This window comes from Maribacter aquivivus (assembly GCF_900142175.1).
Classification (GTDB): domain Bacteria; phylum Bacteroidota; class Bacteroidia; order Flavobacteriales; family Flavobacteriaceae; genus Maribacter; species Maribacter aquivivus.
Window position 1 is genome coordinate 41,049 of record NZ_FQZX01000002.1, and the last position, 19,960, is coordinate 61,008.

16 protein-coding genes and 1 tRNA gene are annotated in these 19,960 nt (G+C 33.3%); 5 read left to right on the plus strand and 12 right to left on the minus strand.

The genetic code is table 11. From position 1 onward, the window contains the following. Positions 1-24: 24 nt before the first annotated feature. The 5 genes from BUC31_RS10465 to BUC31_RS10485 are packed head-to-tail and all read right to left on the minus strand — an operon-like array spanning position 25 to position 3,444. Positions 25-603, minus strand: a complete 579-nt coding sequence (locus BUC31_RS10465; RefSeq protein WP_073243949.1) for a mechanosensitive ion channel domain-containing protein — start codon at positions 601-603, stop codon at positions 25-27. A gap of 3 nt (positions 604-606) precedes the next feature. After that, positions 607-1,554, minus strand: coding sequence for a septum formation inhibitor Maf (locus BUC31_RS10470; protein WP_073245885.1), 948 nt, complete (start codon positions 1,552-1,554; stop codon positions 607-609). Between the two features lie 23 nt (positions 1,555-1,577). Further along, a complete protein-coding gene (locus BUC31_RS10475; RefSeq protein WP_073243951.1) occupies positions 1,578-2,165 on the minus strand; it encodes a Maf family nucleotide pyrophosphatase in 588 nt (195 codons plus the stop codon). Positions 2,166-2,168: 3 nt separating this feature from the next. Continuing rightward, positions 2,169-2,696 carry a KdsC family phosphatase gene (locus tag BUC31_RS10480; protein ID WP_073243953.1) on the minus strand — a complete coding sequence of 176 codons (528 nt, stop codon included), beginning with the start codon at positions 2,694-2,696 and terminating at the stop codon, positions 2,169-2,171. Next, positions 2,680-3,444, minus strand: a complete 765-nt coding sequence (locus tag BUC31_RS10485) for a Rossmann-like and DUF2520 domain-containing protein (protein ID WP_073243955.1) — start codon at positions 3,442-3,444, stop codon at positions 2,680-2,682. Before BUC31_RS10485 ends, BUC31_RS10480 begins: the two co-directional genes overlap by 17 nt. A 138-nt stretch (positions 3,445-3,582) precedes the next feature. On the opposite strand from BUC31_RS10485, the gene ccsA reads away from it, so the two are divergent. Further along, positions 3,583-6,762 carry a cytochrome c biogenesis protein gene (gene ccsA / locus BUC31_RS10490; RefSeq protein ID WP_073243957.1) on the plus strand — a complete coding sequence of 1,060 codons (3,180 nt, stop codon included), beginning with the start codon at positions 3,583-3,585 and terminating at the stop codon, positions 6,760-6,762. A gap of 83 nt (positions 6,763-6,845) precedes the next feature. Here the strand turns inward: ccsA and BUC31_RS10495 are convergent, their stop codons facing one another. Next, complete coding sequence (locus BUC31_RS10495) at positions 6,846-8,120, minus strand: M14 family metallopeptidase (protein WP_073243959.1); 1,275 nt, start codon at positions 8,118-8,120, stop codon at positions 6,846-6,848. A 312-nt stretch (positions 8,121-8,432) separates the two neighbouring features. Here BUC31_RS10495 and BUC31_RS10500 point away from each other — a divergent pair, with 312 nt between their 5' ends. Both BUC31_RS10500 and bshB1 read left to right on the plus strand, forming a co-directional pair. Further along, positions 8,433-9,584, plus strand: coding sequence for a trans-sulfuration enzyme family protein (locus BUC31_RS10500; protein ID WP_073243961.1), 1,152 nt, complete (start codon positions 8,433-8,435; stop codon positions 9,582-9,584). A 25-nt stretch (positions 9,585-9,609) separates the two neighbouring features. Next, the gene (gene bshB1, locus BUC31_RS10505; RefSeq protein WP_073243963.1) at positions 9,610-10,326 is read left to right on the plus strand and encodes a bacillithiol biosynthesis deacetylase BshB1; all 717 of its coding nucleotides are present in this window, start codon (positions 9,610-9,612) and stop codon (positions 10,324-10,326) included. Here bshB1 and BUC31_RS10510 read toward each other — a convergent pair. Together BUC31_RS10510 and BUC31_RS10515 are read right to left on the minus strand one after the other, a co-directional pair. Then, a complete protein-coding gene (locus BUC31_RS10510) occupies positions 10,323-12,359 on the minus strand; it encodes a tetratricopeptide repeat-containing sensor histidine kinase (RefSeq protein WP_073243965.1) in 2,037 nt (678 codons plus the stop codon). The two genes, bshB1 and BUC31_RS10510, sit on opposite strands and share 4 nt — an antisense overlap. 275 nt (positions 12,360-12,634) lie before the next feature. Then, positions 12,635-14,683 (minus strand): tetratricopeptide repeat-containing sensor histidine kinase, encoded by a 2,049-nt coding sequence (locus BUC31_RS10515; protein ID WP_073243967.1) that lies wholly within the window; start codon positions 14,681-14,683, stop codon positions 12,635-12,637. Between the two features lie 157 nt (positions 14,684-14,840). Here BUC31_RS10515 and BUC31_RS10520 point away from each other — a divergent pair. Then, a tRNA-His gene (locus BUC31_RS10520) sits at positions 14,841-14,916 on the plus strand. Between the two features lie 139 nt (positions 14,917-15,055). Here the strand turns inward: BUC31_RS10520 and BUC31_RS10525 are convergent. The 3 genes from BUC31_RS10525 to BUC31_RS10535 form a co-directional block, all read right to left on the minus strand. Next, the gene (locus tag BUC31_RS10525) at positions 15,056-16,609 is read right to left on the minus strand and encodes a M28 family peptidase (protein WP_073243969.1); all 1,554 of its coding nucleotides are present in this window, start codon (positions 16,607-16,609) and stop codon (positions 15,056-15,058) included. An 87-nt stretch (positions 16,610-16,696) separates the two neighbouring features. Further along, on the minus strand, positions 16,697-17,386 hold the full coding sequence (locus BUC31_RS10530; protein ID WP_073243971.1) for an SGNH/GDSL hydrolase family protein: 690 nt from the start codon (positions 17,384-17,386) through the stop codon (positions 16,697-16,699). Positions 17,387-17,398: 12 nt separating this feature from the next. Then, the gene (locus tag BUC31_RS10535; RefSeq protein WP_073243972.1) at positions 17,399-17,857 is read right to left on the minus strand and encodes a hypothetical protein; all 459 of its coding nucleotides are present in this window, start codon (positions 17,855-17,857) and stop codon (positions 17,399-17,401) included. Between the two features lie 112 nt (positions 17,858-17,969). On the opposite strand from BUC31_RS10535, the gene BUC31_RS10540 reads away from it, so the two are divergent. Next, positions 17,970-18,425 (plus strand): YfiM family lipoprotein, encoded by a 456-nt coding sequence (locus BUC31_RS10540; RefSeq protein ID WP_211573861.1) that lies wholly within the window; start codon positions 17,970-17,972, stop codon positions 18,423-18,425. A gap of 14 nt (positions 18,426-18,439) precedes the next feature. On the opposite strand, the gene BUC31_RS10545 is transcribed toward BUC31_RS10540, so the two are convergent. Further along, positions 18,440-19,924 (minus strand): S10 family peptidase, encoded by a 1,485-nt coding sequence (locus BUC31_RS10545; RefSeq protein ID WP_073243976.1) that lies wholly within the window; start codon positions 19,922-19,924, stop codon positions 18,440-18,442. Between the last annotated feature and the right edge of the window lie 36 nt (positions 19,925-19,960).

The window sequence follows — 19,960 nt, forward strand, 5'->3', positions numbered from 1 at the left end:
TTTTTTACGACTTCTTTAACAGAATCAAACAATTTGTTCTTCCTCTTCTTCTGTATTTAAAAATTCGCCTTGTTGGTAGGTAGAGATTAGTATAACACCTTTTTGTAGTACAAGGTTATTGGGGTACGTTAAAATCTCGCCGTTATTTCTTCTCAAATGCAAATGGAAAGCTCTAATGTCTTCTATTACAAATTTATCTAAATCGGTATTGTTCGGGTCAAGTAATTCTTTATCTAAAATACGAATTGTGTTCCCTATTTTAAAAGGAAATGAAAAGAAGATAATAACACCTGCGGTAATGTTACTTAAAATAGACCATTGGGCAAATAATGCTACGCCAATCACAGCAAATACCGATGATAACATAACGCCTAAATCTCTGTAGTTGACACTCCATATTAGTGTTAATATAACTACAGCAATTATAGTGAGTGCAATGTTTGTAAACTTAAGAATTAAGTTAGTGCGCACAGGATTATAATCACTGATTTTACTAACCTTTCTAATTGCTGTGGCAAATAAAACTTTTAAAACAAGAATAACTATTAAAACAATGAGACTATATATTAGCTCATTGTAATGCTCATTAATAAATTCTTTCATATGCTATAACCCTAAACTATCGCGCAAATATAAATCCTTATTCGATTTCTGCTGCCAATAGGGTGTTGTAATCCTGTTAATTCTTGTTGCTTTAGATGTTAAAACTTTTTTGTTGTCGCCAAACCCATCATGAAAGGTATCTGCCCAGCTTTCTATAGCATATGGAAACTTGTTTTCAAACATGATTTTTAAAGTACGTTCTAACTGCGGATAGTGAATCTCATAGGTATTCATTCCGTCTTTTTCAGTTAAAGTAGTGATTGCCTCATAAGCCTTGAATTCTTTATGAGTTGTTCTGATAAACTCCAATGATGGAATCATTTTTATTTCACCGATTGTTAGATTTTCTGGATTTACTCTGATTTTATTCCAGATTTCATTTTCAAGAATAGCTTTCTCTATATGGTAATCTTGGTCTCCTTCAGATTCAAAATAAGAATGACTCATAATTTCAAAATCATCTTTGTTGTTTAATTGTGCGTATACATGACCGCACCATTCTTGTGCAGAAAACGATATTTTAAGCGCATGTTTATTATCATGAACAGGGTAGAAACTACTCGTCATAATAGAGTAGGGGTATATACCCGTAATGTAGTTTTTGGTAGTATTCAATTTTAAAACAGGGATGTTGCTTTTGTTGCTATTATCTGCCTTCACTTGAGCCCCTGGTAAAAATGGTTCAGTTACATATATCAATACAGCACTACCTTCTCTCATCTCGCCATATCTAGCTTGTTCTAAATTGTAAGAAGTGATTTCTGCAGTACCGTTATACCAATACTCTTTAAATTCTTGAGAAAGCTCATTTTTTGGGGCTTCTGTTTTTATTTCAGTGGTAGACATAGCTAAAGTGTTACTATTACTTTTAGGTTTTTCTTTGCAGCTAGAAAGGAGTATTAGTAATCCGAATATGCTGTAAATTGCCTTGTTTAGTTTTAATAGTTTCATGCCTGTCATAATTTTGAATTATTCTATGTTACCAATTGTAATAAGGTTTTATAAACAAGTTGTGTTGGTAAGCCAACTACATTAGTGTAAGAACCTTTTATTTCTTCAATACCTATGAGTCCTATCCATTCTTGAATGCCATATGCACCTGCTTTGTCGTAAGGCTGATATTCTTTTATATAATGTTGAATTTCATCTTTCGATAAATCTTTGAACTTCACTTCGGTTATTGAATGCTGAATTATCTGTCGTTTAGTTGTTGTAAAACATACAGAAGAAATCACCTGATGCCAATCCCCAGATAGTTTTTTAAGCATTGATTCAGCTTCTGTACTACCTTCAGCTTTTGCTAAAGACTCATTATTATGCCAAACAACAGTGTCTGAGGTTATTAAAATGTCTTTTGACTGTAAATCTGGTATAAATACTTCTGCTTTTAATTTAGCTAGATAATCTGATATTGCAGCTCCTTTTAATTCAGAAGGGTAAACTTCATCTACAGATTTAATACGAACTTCAAAATCAAGCTCCATATCCTTAAAAAACTGATGTCTTCTTGGTGAGCCAGATGCCAGAATTAAATGATATGCTTCTAATTTATTCTTCAACATAAACTAATCATTTGCAGCACTGAAATGGCTGGTCCAATCTCCACGTACTTTTAAAACTTGCTCAATCACATCACGTACACAACCATGACCACCGTTTATGTGCGAAATGTATTGGCTTATACTTTTAACTTCTGCAACAGCATTTTGTGGGCAAGCTGCTATAGCAACCGCTTGCATTGGGGGAATATCTGGAATGTCATCACCCATGAATAAGACATTCTCTGCATCAATATGATAGATATCCATATACTCTTCTAAAGCATCCATCTTATAATGAGCTCCCATATAAATATCTGTTACTCCAAGAGCACATAATCTGGTACGAACACCTTCATTTGTTCCTCCGGTAATAATACAAACATTATAACCTTTTTTTAAAGCTACTTTTAAGGCATAACCGTCTTTAACATTCATTTTACGTAGCAATTCTCCTTCACTAGTAACTAATAGACTGCCATCTGTAAATACACCATCAACATCAAAAATAAATGTGGTAATGTCATTTAAATATTCCTTATAACTTTTTTCCATGCTTTTCTTTAATTGAGTTGCTTAATAGGGTGTAAAGTTCCCGTTGGTGTTTATCTTTTATAATTTGTAAATGATTGTGTAATGTTTGTTGGTCTCCACGTTTTGCAGGCCCGGTTTGGGCTTGTAAAGGTGTTAACGTATCTAATTTTGCGGCAGTTTCTTTAATTAAAGGCTGTAATAGTTTAAAGTTAATTTTATGTTCTTCGCAAATTTCAGAACCTATTGTATACATGTAATTCGTGAAATTATTTACAAATACCGCTGCTACATGAAGGGTTTTGCGTTGTTCAGAATCTATTTCAACTACTGTGTTACTTAATGTTTCACCAAGCTGTTTCAATAAATTAAGGTCGTCCTCATTTGTTGCCTCTACACAAATAGGAATTTCATAAAATGAAATAATTTTACCTTTTGTAAATGTTTGTAAAGGATAAAAAATACCTGGTCGTTGGGCAGATTTTAATGCTTCAAGAGAAGTTGCTCCAGAAGTATGCGCTAATATTCCATCAGTATTTTTAAAATTATCAGCAACTAATTTAATGGCGTCATCTGATATTGCAAGTATATAAATATCTGCAGTTGCAATATCATTAAAGGTAGTAGAAACCGCAATGTTGTTCTTTACAAAAGCCAAATGTTCTCGGTTTCTACCAATTACTTGCTTAATGGTTACATCATTTGATTTTTCAAATGCTTGATAAAGATTTTGAGCTACATTTCCTGTACCAACTATAACGACTGATATCATGTAGCAAAAGTACAAAGTTTATAGAAGTCTTGTTGTATTAAAATTAACAGTTTCATTGAAGTTTAAAAGCAATAAAAGACATCCGTAAATGGTGAAAAGGCCTTATTTTTGCATCTTGAAAATCAACTCCTATCTTCCATGACGGAAATGTTCAAAAAAATATTTTTCTCTACACGCTTAATGTCCATCTTATTTATCGTTTTTGCCACAGCAATGGCATTCGGTACTTTTATTGAAAGTTGGTATAGCACAGAAACCGCACGAATCTGGATTTATAATGCCTGGTGGTTTGAAGTTATCATGGTGTTCTTTGTAATCAACTTTTTTGGTAATATCTCTAGATACCGTCTTCTGAGATTAGAGAAATGGCCTGTGTTGGTTCTGCATTTATCTTGGGTATTGATTATAATTGGAGCTTTTGTAACGCGTTATATCAGTTTTGAAGGTATGATGCCAATACGTGAAGGAAAAACGGAAAAGGTATTCTATTCTGATAAAACATATCTAACGGTTTATGTTGATGGTGAAATTGAAGGTGAGGCACGAAGAAAAGTTTTAGAAGATGATTTAATTGTTACGCCAGAAGCTATAAAATCTAACTTGCCATGGAAAGCTGATTTTAATGGTGAAGATTTTGAGGTTTCTTATGTTGAATTTATTAAAGGAGCCAAGCAAGGATTATTGCCAGATTCTAATGGTACAAAGTTTTTAAAGATTGTAGAGGCAGGTGATGGTGAACGTCATGATCACTATTTAGAAGATGGTAAGGTCGCCAGTATACATAATGTACTTTTTGCATTAAATAATAATACAGATGGCGCCATCAATATTATGACCACAGATTCTGTATATCAGATTCATTCTCCTTTTGATGGTAACTATATGCGTATGGCTGACCAGCTTCAAGGTGTTTTAGTAAAAGATAGTTTACAACCTTTAGTATTGCGTTCGTTATATAATACTGCTGGTATGCAGTTTGTTATTCCAGATTCTGTAACACAAGGTTCATACGGAATTGTTGAAATACCTGATGCTGAGAAAACTAAAATAGATCAAGATGCGATTGTTTTTGATGTTACTGCGAACGGAGAAACCAAACAAATTAAATTATTAGGTAGTAAAGGTCCTTCAAATTTTAGTGAGAAAGTGAATGTTGGCGGACTCAATTTCTCTATTCGATACGGATCAAAAGTATATGAATTGCCGTTTGGTATTAAACTGAATGATTTTATTGCCGAAAAATACCCTGGTACAGAGAAAGGGTATTCATCATATATGAGTAGAGTAACTATTGAAGATGAGCGTCCTTTTGACTATGATATTTTTATGAACCATGTTTTGGATCATCAAGGATATCGCTTTTTTCAATCGGGCTTTGATCCTGATGAAAAAGGAACGACCTTATCTGTAAACCATGATTTTTGGGGAACTTGGATCACCTACATTGGTTACTTTCTTTTATATATTGGTTTAATGGGGATTATGTTTTTTGGTAAAACGCGTTTCAAGGATTTGGCTAATTCTTTAGATGAATTGAAAATAAAAAAGAAAAAGATGTTTGGTGTTATCGCTGTTTTAATGGCGTTTTCATTCTCATCTTTTGCGCAAGACCAACATACGCCGGAAGAAGGTCATCAACAGGCGCCAAGTAAGACACAAATAGATTCTTTGCTTGAAGCTAGTATGGTCAGTAAAGAACATGCCGATAAATTTGGTAAGCTAGTCATACAAGATGAAGGTGGGCGAATGAAGCCGATCAATACCTTTTCATCAGAACTACTTCGTAAGTTAAGTTTGAAAGACACCTATTTAGGGTATACTTCTGACCAGATTTTACTTTCTATGATGATGAACCCTGCGGTTTGGTATAATACGGAGTTCATAGCTTTAGATAAGAAATCGCAAAATGACAGTATTAGAAATGTAATTGGAATACCATCAGGTCAAGAGTATGTAAAGGCTACAGATTTCTTTGATTCTAAAGGGCAGTATAAATTGGAACCCTTTTTAAGAGAGGCAACAGCGACAGCTAATCCGAATAAATTTCAACAAGATTTTAAAGATGCCAATATTAGATTGAGTCTTTTAAATCAAGCTTTAGGGCAAGATATTGTTAAGATATTTCCGCTATTAGATGATGAGAATAACAAATGGATTTCAGCAGTAGAGTACAGAGGTGGGCAATATGAAATTAGAGATTCGCTTTATTCTAACTTTGTAAAAAATGCCATGCCATATTACTTGATGACTTTAGGTAAGGCGCAACAAAGTGGAGACTATACAGGAGCAGATAAATTATTAGGTGCTTTTCACCAAAATCAACTTAACCATGGTAGTGAAGTTTTACCATCGCAACAGAAAGTAGATCTTGAAGTGATCTATAATAAATTAAACATTTTCAATAGGTTATATCGTTTTTATGCGCTTGTTGGTTTACTAATGTTCTTCACTTTAATATTCCAAATATTTAAAGATCGTTCTGTTTGGAGGGTGGCAATATATTTCTTCAAAGGAACTATTATGCTACTATTTTTGTGGCATACAGCCGGTTTAGTCATGCGTTGGTATATTTCTGGTCACGCACCTTGGAGTAATGCTTATGAAAGTATTTTGTATGTAGCATGGGCTACCATGGGTATTGGTTGGGCGTTGGGTCGTAAAAGTGATATGACATTTGCAGCATCTGCTTTTGTAACTTCAATGCTTTTATGGATAGCACACCAGAGTTGGATAGATCCTTCTATTGCCAACTTACAGCCTGTTTTAGATAGTTATTGGTTAATGATTCACGTTGCAGTTATCGTTGGTAGTTACGGACCTTTAACCGTTGGTATGATCTTAGGTCTGGTTTCATTGATTTTGATGATTTTGACCACCAAGAAGAACAAGAAACGTATGGCAATCAACATAAAGGAATTGACCATAATCAACGAATTGGCTTTAACAACAGGGCTTGTGATGCTTACCATCGGTAACTTTTTAGGCGGACAATGGGCAAATGAAAGTTGGGGTCGTTATTGGGGTTGGGATCCAAAAGAAACTTGGGCATTGGTTTCTATCATGATTTATGCATTTGTAATACACACAAGGTTAGTACCTGGTTTAAGAGGTAAATGGACATTTAACTTTATGAGTGTTGTAGCCTTTGGTAGTATTATGATGACTTACTTTGGTGTTAATTTTTACTTAGTGGGTCTACATAGTTACGCTAGTGGGGCACAAGTTATTACACCAACTTTTATATACTACTTAGTTGCTGGTGTGCTAGTGTTAGGCGGTATCAGTTATTGGAGATATAAAGTTAATTATAGTAAATAAGATATAATAAACTGTATTAAAAAGCCTCATGGAAATTCCATGAGGCTTTTTTTATTGATGCTATTTAAGATATTTCTGGGTTGTTAATTTTGACTATCAAGTAAATCCATAAGTTCTTCAGCGGCTACTTGACCTTTTTGCTTTAAAAAATCTCTAGGTGTATTATCGCCCAATTCAAAAACAATGGCCGGCATACCGTGGTTAACGTAGAAATAATTACGTGAAACCATAGTTGGTTTTATTGTTGTAGAAGGTTTTACATTTGTATGCTTTTGAGGTAATCTTTTGGTGATATTATTTATCCAGTCAAAAACAATTTCACCTTTGTCACCAGTAATAGTAGTGTCGATAGGGTAGTAAATATCGTCCCAAGTGGAATGAAAATCTGCACCGAAGACAAACTCATAACCCTCAGATTCTTTGCCTATCAGAAAATCTCTAACACTTTTTGTTTCTGGCTGATTAAAATCTTGCCAATCTCTATTTAAATCTATTCCGCCCATATTATGACGCCAGTTGCCGTTATCAACACCATCAGGGTTCATTAATGGCACAACAAATAAATCATAGTTTTCTCTAAACTTTTGAGCCTTAGGTGAGTCTCCGCTTAAAGTTTCAATAAACGACTTCATCGCAAGAAACCCGGTAACTTCTGGTGGGTGTTGTCTAGAAATAACCATAACAGCCTTTTTATGTTTACCGTTACTAACTTCCATTAAATTCATTGCCCTATTCTCTCTACTTTTTCCTATTTCGTACGTAGATATAAAGTCTTTGGTAGTTAAAGAATCTATCCAACTTTTTACTCTTGTGGATCCATATAGTTCTTGTGCAGTAATATAAGTTGGTTCTTCACTAATATTTACTTTTATTTCTACCATCTCAGGTACTGCCTTAATTCCAAAATCACCGGTTCCTTTATTAATTCCTATAAAATTGGCGCTATCTAACGGAGTAAAATTTTCACCATCAATACTGATTTTAGGGTAGTATCTACTTCTAGAATCTTGGTAAGTCATTTTAATAGTGATGGTTTTAGGTGTTTTTGACCAAACTTTAAACGCATACCATGGACTCACGTTTACAGGAGTGTTTTCAGCTGTAATTAGTGCGGTGTAATGATTGTTTCCGTCAGAAGTTATACCGTTTAACCTTCCACTTTCAAAATCATTACTGAAGAAGGTTGCATCTTCATCAAACGTCCAAATACCTTTCCATTGTTTTTGAACAGGTTTAGATAAGGTAGAAACAACAGCACTTTTTCCCTGACCTTGATATCCTTGAGTTGCAGGTTTTTGGTTTTTACATGCTAAAAAAGCGAAAACAAGTAAAATTACATAAGCGAATTTCTTCTTCATGGGTTTGAATTTATATAGGTTTTGAAATGTTGAAGTTTAAATCTAGAAACAAAATGGTAAAGTAGATGTGTTTAAAAGGAATTAGATTGAAGTATTCCGTAATTCTTAATTCTTAACTCCATTTAATAAAGTAATGACAGATGGTTATTAATTAATAAAAGTGTACACAGATGTTTTAAGTAATTTTCCTTGAAAGTTTTAGCGCTCTTTTTAGACCTATATTATATTGTTTTAATGATAACATACAGATGTTGGATAGTGAGTTTGTTTACATTCTATTTTCTTACCTTTATTTTCTATAATTATTAGCGCATGAATTCGAATAAAAAAGGCTTGAATACCATTTGTACACACGTAGGTGAATTAGAAGATACACAACATAAGGGGGCAATTTCTCCATTATATATGAGTACATCTTATGCTTATGAAGATGTTGATGTAAAGCGTTATCCAAGATATTTTAATACACCAAATCAAGAAGGACTTTGTAAAAAAGTTGCAGCTTTAGAACATGCGGAGTCTGCATTAATTTTTGGTAGCGGTATGGCTGCGGTCAGTACAGCCTTATTAGCATTTTTAAAAGCAGGAGATCACGTATTGCTGCAGCAAACCCTTTATGGCGGAACATATAATTTAATAAACGAGGAGTTTGCTAAATTTGGTATTGAATATTCTTTTACAGAAGGATGGCAAGCAGATGCTTTTGAAGCTCAAATAAAAGAAAATACAAAGGTTATTTACATTGAAACTCCTTCAAACCCTTTATTAACGATTACCGATTTAGAGGCTATTGCCAAAATTGCCAAAAAGCATGGGTTAGTAACCATGATTGATAATACTTTTGCAAGTCCGGTAAACCAAAACCCCATTGATTTTGGAATAGATGTGGTAATACATAGTGCTACGAAGTATATGGGCGGTCATTCAGATATCTGTGCCGGAGCAGTTGCTTCAACGACCGAGTATATGGACAGAATATTTCAATTAGCAAAAAACTTTGGCGGTAGCCTTAGTGATTACACGGTATGGTTGTTAGAGAGAAGTATTAAAACAATGGGTATTCGTGTAAGAGCACAGAATGAGAGTGCTTTAGCAATGGCTCATTTTCTTGACGGATTACCCCAGATTGAAAAAGTATATTATCCAGGCTTACCATCACATCCCGAACATGAACTTGCAAAAAAGCAAATGAAAGGATTTGGGGGAATGTTGTCGTTTGAATTGAATGGAGATTTAGACGCATCGCTATTTCAGAAAGCGCTATCCTTGATAAAGCCATCAATGAGTCTAGCAGGTGTAGAGAGTACGGTTATATCACCTACTAAAACATCTCACGCGTTAATGAGTGCAGAGGTTAGAGCAGAACAAGGCATTGCTGACGGATTAATTCGTTTTTCTGTAGGTATTGAAGAAATAGAAGATTTAAAAGAAGATATTTTACAAGCTTTAGAAAGTATAAAATAATAAGCATCAATAGAAATAGTATAGAATGAAGTTGGATATTTTAGTATTTGGAGCGCATCCTGATGATGCAGAACTTGGAGCAGGTGGTACCATTGCCAAAGAAATAGCTTTGGGTAAAAAAGTAGGTATTGTAGACTTAACTCGTGGTGAATTAGGAACGAGAGGTTCAGCAGAAATTCGTGATCAAGAATCTGCTAACGCAGGAAAAATTTTAGGTGTAGCGGTACGTGAAAATTTAAGATTTAGAGACGGATTTTTTATAAACGATGAAGCGCATCAATTAGAAATTATAAAAATGATTCGTAAATACAAGCCGCATACGGTTTTGTGTAATGCTATTGATGATAGGCATATAGATCATGGTAAAGGAAGTAAACTTGTTAGTGATTCTTGTTTTTTAAGCGGATTAAGACGAATTGAAACTAAAATAGGAGAGGAGAACCAACACGAATGGAGACCTAAATTGGTATACCATTATATTCAGTGGAAAAATATTACTCCAGATTTTGTAGTAGATATTAGTGACTATATTGGAGCTAAAACTGATGCAATTTTAGCATATACATCTCAGTTTCATGATCCTAAGAGCAATGAACCAGAAACGCCAATTAGTAGTAAAACCTTTATTGAAAGTGTACATTACAGAGCCAAAGATTTAGGTAGATTAGTTGGCGTTGATTTTGCAGAAGGCTTTACCGTTGAAAGAATGGTGGCAGTAGATTCACTTGACCATTTAATTTAAGCAGACTCTTTATATCGTTTTTGTATTCTTGGTATGGTAAAATAAAAGCTAGAGCCTTTACCTAATGCGCTATGTACCCATATTTTGCCATTATTTTTCTCGACCATTTCTTTACATAATGAAAGCCCAAGTCCGGTACCTTTTTCATCATTGGTACCATAAGTAGTGTGGTTAGAATCTTTCTCAAATAATTTAGCAATAATATCTTCACTCATACCCATTCCATTATCCTTTATGTATATCTCGCAAGTTTTAATTTTTTGTATGGCACCAATAATTATCTGTCCGTTTTTAGGTGTAAACTTTAAAGCATTGCTTAATAGATTTCGAATGATAATATCTATTTGATTTGGATCTGACCAAATTTGACAATTAGGTTCAATTCTATTTACTATTGTAATAGACTTAGCTTCTGCAATTTCAGATAAGAGTGCTATATTTTCCTCTACAATACAATCTAAATTAGTTACAGAGTGCCTAGTAATTGATCCATTCATTTGTGTTTGACCCCATGAAAGTAAGTTGTTGAGGGTAAACGATATAGTGTCAATGTCTACTTTTAATTTCGGAACAAAGTTCAAGAATTCGTCTTTGGTCATTTCTCCTTCTTTAAATAATTTTAAAAGCCCTTGAAATGCGCCTATTGGTCCTCTTAAATCATGACCGATGATAGAGAACAATTTATTTTTAGTCTGATTTAATTCATTTAAATACGCTTGTTTCTCTTCTAAATCATTTTTCTTATTTCTAAGTTCTAGATTTAATTTTTTCTGTGCTTGTTCATTTCTGTGAATCAACAATGTTATAATCGCAAAAATGAATAGTATTACAATAAATACATAAATGTATATTTTCTGTTTGGCCAGCGCTTTTTCATTATCAAGAATTAATTGCTGTTTTTGCTGGTCATATTCTACTCTTGTTTTAAGCATATTCAATGCTTTTTCGTTACTAATAGCAGAAAGAGATTCATATGTTACTTGATAGAGCTCGTGATAATAAAGCGATTTTTCAAAGTCTTTCTTTTCCTTGAAGATTTTTGAAAGTTTATGTGCGCTGGTTTTTATACCAGACCTGAGACCTATTTTTTTTGAAAGTTCAAATGCATTTAATGCATATACTTCAGCTACGCTATCTTTCTTAAGATTTAAAAAGGCTTCTGTCATGCCATTTAATAAGTCTATTTTGCCACGATCATCTTCTATTTCTTGATGCAGCAATTCGCTTTGTTTATACCAAAACAGAGCCCAAGTATTCTTGTTTTTTTTAAGATATATCTTTCCTTTTATTTCATAACAATACGCTAGCCATTCTAGTATTCTTTCTTTTTCAAAAGTGGCAATACTTATATTGACATTATACATAGCATATTCTAACTCGTTCATATCTGCATATGTAGAAGCGATATTGCTTAAAGTTTCAGCCAAAAATAGGGGGTTGCCTATGTCTTCATGAATAGCTTTAGATCTTTGTAAAAACACCATTGCCTGTTCATAATCTTTTTGTTCAAGATATAAATGTGCAATATTGTCGTTTACAATTGATTTAATATTTTTATAGTCATATTTTTCTGCAATTTCTATCGTAGACAAATACCATTTTAATGATTTTGAGTATTCGCCTTTATACCCATATTCTTTAGCTAAATCGTTTAAGGTTCTAGCCTTTAAAAAATGTTGATCATGTTCTGCTGCAAGGTTATATGCCTTTGTGAAATACTCAATTGCTTGGTCTATTTTTCCTTTATCTGAATAATAGCCGCCCAAAGTATGGTAAGAACTAATTTCACCATTTATGTACCCGGTTTTTTGACTGAGGTCAAGACTTTTTTTACTGATTGTAAATAAAGTATCTAAATTGTGAAAACGATATTCAGTAGCAAGATTAACTAGATTTTGAATATATAAGGTATCCTTAGCACTGAAAGAAGTAGAGTTTTTTAAATCCTCTAGTTCTTGTATCAATGTATCTCTTTTAGAATTCTGCGCTAAAATTGATAGATTACCTATTACTATAAATAAGAATCCAACCATGCACACCCGTAATAGGTAGTGTAATGAAAATGGTTTTAGTATTCTTCGGTTCATAGTTAACGCTCAATTATGCGATTCTAAAATTAACCTAGAAGAATATGGAAATGTAATAAATGTTGTGAAACGCGCTTTATTGTGTGTTTTAACGTTCTAAAAGAGTATTTCGTCGATGAATTGAGCTTTTGTAGATGTAAAACTTGCTAATAGAAAAGCACTAAGTAGTATAAGTATATTATTTATTAGAAGTAAATAATGAATAAAAATTTAAGCAGAATTTATGCTATATCTACAGGTAATTCAATTATAAATTGACTACCCTGGTTTGGTTGACTTTTAACTATTATTTCTCCATCATTTTTTATAACCATAGCCTTTACTAAGCGCAAACCTAAACCAGTCCCTTTTTCTAAATTTGTACCATATTTAGAGAAATTTTCGGTGTTACTAAATAGCTTTTGTATATCTGCCTCTGTCATACCTACACCAGTATCTGTAACTTGAATTACCAGATTTTTATCTTTTATTTCAGTAGATATTGTAATCAGACCTTCATTAGGAGTAAATTTAATGGCGTTGTTTATTAAATTTCTGAAAATAATATTGAATTGTTGTTGATCAGCAAATACATTGTGGTTAGCTGCTACTTGGTTGTTAATGACGATAGATTTTTTCTTTATTTCATTTCTATACAGCTGTAATATAGTATCTAACTCATACTTAACAGAAATACTTCGAACATTAATGCTGCTACCTTGCATTTGTGTTTTTCCCCAATGTAGAAGGTTATCCATGGTAAATTGCACTTGTTCAAGGTCTTCTTTAAGTTGTGGAGCAAATTGTTCAAAATAAACCTTGCCTTCTGGGTCTTCTAAATATAACCTTAGAATATCGTTCAATGAATTAATAGGTCCTCTTAAATCATGACCTACTATTGAAAATAAGCGATCTTGATTAGCGTTTATTTGAGTAAGGCTCTCTTGGTTATTATTTAAAATCTCTGCTTGATTAGCTAATTTTTTATTGAGAATCTTTTCTCGTTGATTGGCTTTTAAGATTATAAATACTATAACCATTAAAGTAAATAGTCCTGCAAGTGACCATTTCACATACTTACGCTGTTGGTTTAACGCAAATTCATTCTGAGCTTTTAAATTTTCAGTTTCTTTTTCGAAATTTAATTTTGCATTAAGCATAGTTAAATTTCGTCTATTATTTTTCTTGAAAATATCGTTAGAAAGTTTTTCGGTTAATTCAAGATATTTTAAAGATTCGGTTACGTTATCTTGACTTTTGTTAATTTCATATAAGGTCCTATATGCTTTTTCTAGACCAGCATCATAATCAGAAGATGCATATAACGTTACACTTTCATTTATACTCGCCTTAGCTTTTACTAAATTATTTAGTCCTAAATATGATCTTCCAAGACCATATTTTATATCCGCTTTTGCTTTGACATCATTGAAACCATCATGCATATCTAAAGATATCTGATAATTCACTAAAGCATTATCAAAATCATTTAATGTTAAGTAATATAATCCTAATGTAGAGTAGGTCCATGCTAACCATGTTATTTGCTTATTTTTTTCAAACAGCGCAAATGTTTCGTCTAGTTCAATCTTTGCTTGTTCTAAATTCTCTAACTCAATATTTAAGAATGCCATATTACTTAGCAGCATAGCTTCTTTGGTAGGGTCATTTAATTTTTTAACGTATTTATAGGCTATAGCGTAATATTTTAAAGCCTCATTATAATCATCTAGGCGACTGAAAATTGTGCCTAAATTCATGTTCATTCGAAATAAATGAAATTGATCGCTTGTTTTTTCTGCTATAGCAAGCGTATGTAAGAATTGAGTATATGTGGAAGGGTAGTCATTTTTTAAATAATATCCTTGTCCAAGAATATTATAAATCTTCATTTCTGTTTTGGGATAATTCTTTAAATCAGGATTTTTGATAGTCTCTAAACTGAAATCGATAGACTTATCAGTTTGCCCAGAATATAGATATAATGACGCTAGGTTCGCTAATGCTTCGAGCTCACCATGTATGTAATCGTTTTGCTTACTCAGTTCAAGTGCTCGTTCTGAGTTTATTAACATGGAGTCTTGCTCAATTAGTCTTTGGTAATAAGAGAGCTGGTTTAGGTTGTCTATATATTCGGGTGTGTTTTCTGAAAAATCTGGACAATTCTTTAATTGAGAAATTTTTTGATTATAAAACTCAATACTATCTTTTTGGGCTATAGCGGTATAAAAGCTGAAACATGCAAATGCGAATAGTAAAAAATTATGTTTATAATTTGATTTAGAAAGCATTATGAATAGTGGTATAAACTTAGTAGGTTGTTTCAAATAAAACTTCAAGTTAAAAAAATTATAATTAATGATTCTTAAAATTAAATATTTATTGAATTTTTAAATTATTATTTGTTAGAACTGTTTAAAAAAATTATCTTTGCACTCGCTTACAAATGGTGGTTGTAGCTCAGCTGGTTAGAGCATCGGTTTGTGGTACCGAGGGTCGCCGGTTCGAACCCGGTCTTCCACCCTAAAAGGCAGATAAAAAGTCTTAGATTCATTTCTAAGACTTTTTTGTTTTGTACTATTTGCTTACCTAAGTTAAAGCATAAAAAAGCCTTGTAAATCATTGAGATTACAAGGCTTTTCTAAATTTTAAGTTGTTGATTGCTAGTCTACTTTTAACTTATTTTCTCTATTAGCAATTTCCCAAGCCGTATAAAAAACTAATCGAGATCTGTTTTCTAAAAGGTCGTAGTTTATTTTATCTGGTGTATCACTTGGTTTGTGATAATCTGCGTGAGTACCGTTAAAATAAAATATAATAGGAATATTGTTTTTAGCGAAATTATAATGATCACTTCTGTAGTAAAAACGATTTGGATCGTTCTCATCATTATAAGTATAATCCAATTCAATATTCATGAATTTCTTATTTACTTCTTCAGATAGATTATGAAGTTCTAAACTTAATTTATCTGAACCTATTAAGTAGATATAGTTGCGGTCTCCTTCACGTTCAGGGTCTATTCTACCGATCATATCAATATTTAAATTGGCAACAGTATTCGCAAGCGGAACAATTGGGTCTACATCGGTGTAATATTGTGATCCTAACAATCCTTTTTCTTCACCCGTAACGTGCAAGAAAACAATAGATCTTTTAGGTCCGTTACCTGCATCTGCTGCTTTCTTAAAAGCTTCAGCAATTTCTAAAAGCGCAACAGTACCAGAACCATCATCATCAGCACCATTGTTTATTTCACCATCACCAGTAATGCCAATGTGGTCTAAGTGCGAAGAAATTACTAAATACTCATTAGGCTTCTCAGTACCTTTTAATATAGCTGCAACGTTTTCTGATGAAATTTTATCATTAGAACTTTCAAAAGCCAATTGTAATTTTTTACTTAAAATTTGCGGCTCATCATCCGTATCAATAGTGGGAAAAAAGCTTTTTGCAAGCGTTTGGTCAATGAACAAGTTGTAGAATTCTGGAGCGCTATTATCTACTACTTCCATTCTGCCGCTATTATTTGTTTTCATTGATTCAAACCTGCGCTTAAATCGACTGAAATTACCGGCATCATAATACAATACACCAATAGCGCCTTTATCCATAGCAATCTGTACTCTTTTTGTCAAAGATTCTGACATATTGCTCCAGTTAGATGTTTCCGTAGTACCAGTGATTACGTAGGTTCCATCAGCATTTTTTGGCTCACCTGACTTCATTAAAACAATCTTACCCTCTACATTAAGGTCATTGTAATTAGAATATGTTTCATCATCTATTCCATAAGCTGCATAAACAATGTCATCAGTTGATATGTTGGCAGCTGAAAAAGTTAATACATGCTCGCCAACAGCAAAATCAGTACCATCAACACTTAACTTACCAATAGGAAGTTTACTGATTTCTAATGGAACCTCTTGAAAATAATTACCATCTTTTTTAGCCGCAGGTATACCTAGTTTTTCATATGCTGCTTTTAAATATGCTATTGCCTTTTTTTGACCCGGTTGACCTGTTTCTCTGCCTTCGAATTCATCTGAAGCATAAATGTATAAGTGCTCTTTTAATTCTGCTTCAGTAATTGTTTCTGCAAATGAAATTTCAGATGCAACTGATGATGCTTCTTCTGTTGCGCCATCTGTAACGGTTTTTTGAGAAGAATTGCATGCCATGGCCGTAGCGACCAATAGAAATAGTGTTTTTTTCATTTTTATAGTAATCAAATTTCTTCAAAAATAATCAAATCTTAACTAGTTTTAAAAGCTGATTTTTTGAATCAATATTTAGGTTAAATTTTATTTGTTTAATGCTTCTGCAATGGCTGTTTCTACTAATGGTTCCATTACTTTATAACCTGCAACTGTTGGGTGTACTTCATCTTCGGCGTATTTTTTTGGTAGGCCATTTCTTTCATCTACCATTGCAGAAAAATAATCTAAATAAATATGCCCATTAGTATCTGCATATTCTTTTATCATTTTATTTAAATCAATGATTTTACCTGATGGTTCTAAACCCGGTTTCCAGGGGTAATCATATGCAGGTAGGGTAGAAGATAAAATAACTTTAATACCGTTGGCATGGGCAAGTTCTGTCATACCTTTTATATTATCCATAATCATTTCTAAGGTTGACGGACCTGTATTACCTGCTATATCATTTGTGCCTGCAAGTATAGTCACTACTTTCGGATTTAGATTAATTACATCTTGTCTAAAACGAATGAGCATCTGTGGCGTAGTTTGCCCACTAATACCTCTATTAATATATGGTTTACCTGCAAAAAACTCTGGTCGACTATTTAGCCAACCTATAGTAATTGAGTTGCCCATAAATACAACCCGTTCTTCATTATCTGATACTGCTTGTACTTCGGCATTTGCTTTTTCAAAATGTTTTAAATCTGCCCAGTCTTGTGCATTAATTGTGGTTAAACCTAAGAACGATAACATACAGGTTAAAATTAAGTAGTTTACTTTTTTCATTTTGTTGGTTGTTTACGCTTGTTGAATTTGACTTTGTTCTTCAGCAGTCAATGGTACATTTTTAATGATATGATCTTTATTTGGTCTTTGCACTGCTAAATATGCCAATAAACAAATTGAGATTACCAGTGGTAACGCGTTACCTGTATTATAATAGGCAAATAGACCTATGAAGGCAGGCATTTCAATAAGTGCATATTTTATATGTAAGGCAGATTGATATTTTTTTAATTTGTCTTCTAGTCGTGTGTTTAACTGAATTTTAGAAGTCATTTTTTTAAATATCCATTGACTACCAAAATAACCAATCATAGCAAATATGGGTACGGCATATAAAAACACACTACCTGCATTGCTGTCTGTATTGAAGGTATTGATTTGAAAAATCACCCAAATAGTAAAAATACTTAAGCCAATAAGTAAGAACAAATGCATGATAGAAAGGCTCTTGATAAAATTCTTTAGTTCCATATAATTTTTAAAATTGTAAGATAATATAAAATATAGCTACAGAGAATTTAACCAACTAATAGTAACGATTTTTATACTTGATGCATGATATAGAATTTTATCTTTGCATGGTATGAAAAATATACTCATAATGATTATTGCTGCTTTAACACTACAAAGTGCATATGGTCAAATAGAACAAGATAAAGTACTTCATTTTTTAGGAGGAAATCTATATGGTTTAGTAGGCGCCGGAGTAGCTAACGAAATTTCAGACGGTGATAGAACTTGGACGTTCATTGGTGCTGTTGGTGGTAGCTTGTTAATTGGTTTGGCAAAAGAAAGTATTGACCAGAAGCAATATGGAGGTTGGAGCAATGAAGATTTATTGGCTACGGTGTTGGGTGGCGCTACGGTGGGAGTTACCATTGATATTTTCAAAAAGAAAAAACAACGTAAAAGAGAACAACTTTATCGGGATGCTATTAAATCTGCCGATTTCAGATTTCAAAAGAAATTCCCAACAGAAACAATAGATATAAATTCATTGCTTGTATTGGGAATGTCTAGTACTGTTTTAGAAAAATAAGTTTCTAGAGTTTTTTAATATTTCGCACTTCTATCCGTTGCAACTGTACGTTTAATAAAATCACGAATATCATCATTTGCCGTTTTTAAATCTTCTCTTCTTAAATACATCATGTGACCTGATCGGTAGCCTTTAAAGCTAAACCTATCTTTCATGCGCCCGCTTGGATCTACTTGCCACATGGTATATTTTGCATTAAAATAGGTAGTAGCACCATCGTAGTATCCAGATTGGATCATAACATTTAAATATGGGTTCTGAGCCATTGCTAATCTTAAGTTATCTCTAGTATTGTCATTTTCATTATTCCAAGGGTGTACAGGGCCAAATAGATTATATTTTACATCGGTCTTAAAATTCAGTTCCTCTTGTAGATAGTAATTAATTGCTGGTGTAAAACTATGTAACCAAGATGTTAATTCAGAATTGTAATCTGGCTTCATGCCGGCTAATTGTTTGTCAATACCTAGATATCGTGAGTCTAAGCGACCTACAGTATACCCACTTTTATCTTTTAAAAGGTTTTTCCAAAAGAAAGAGGTAGGCACTACTAAGTTTTGATCAAGAATATCTTTTTTGTTTAATCCAGAGTAATAAGCCATCTTTTCTGCAATAGCTTCTTTTTCAGTAGTGTCTAAAAATCCGCCTTTTGCTAGTGCCGGCATTAATTTATCAATGGTATATGCTTCCGATTCTGGTAAAATTTCTAGTAAATCCTTACTCTGCAATGCTGGCGGTAACATTTTATGATGCCAAGCAGCAGCTGTATAATAGGGTAGGTTTATTGCTTCGGCTACTGGTCCGGAATTACGGACTACTTTATAATCTGCTGGAGAAACCATGATTACACCATTTAGGTACATCCATTGTTGTTCTTGTAGCGCTAATGAAAGACCCATGACACGGGTTCCACCATAACTTTCACCTATTATGTACTTTGGTGAACGCCATTTATTGTTCCTAGTAACAAAGGTGTTCAGCCATTCTGCTAAGTATTTTATATCGGCATTAATTCCGAAGAACTTTTCCCTATCAACTTCCTTTCCGCTTGCAGGTATGGTTCTGCTGTATCCGGTGTTTACAGGGTTGACATATACAATATCGGCTACGTCTAAAACTGAGTGCGGATTTGAACTTACGCCATATGGTTGTACCGGATATCCTTCGTCATCAATCTTTAATATTTTTGGTCCTGTATATGCTAAATGCATCCAAACAGATCCAGAACCTGGTCCGCCATTAAAAGATATTAATAATGGTCTTGCAGCGCGATCTTTGATATTATTTCTAGTGTAATAGGTGTAATGTAAAGTGGCAATAGGTTTTGCGTTTTCATCCCATACCGGTTGTGTGCCTGTTTGCGCGGTGTAGGAAAAAGTTGCTCCGTTAATGGTAGCTGTATGTTGTGTGGTAATTACGGTGTCTATGGGTAATTCTCTAGACTGGGCAACAGTAATGGTAGCTGCCAAACAAATTGATAGTTGTAGAAGTTTTTTCATGGTTTGATAAGGTTCTGTTGTTGAACGAAAATAAGC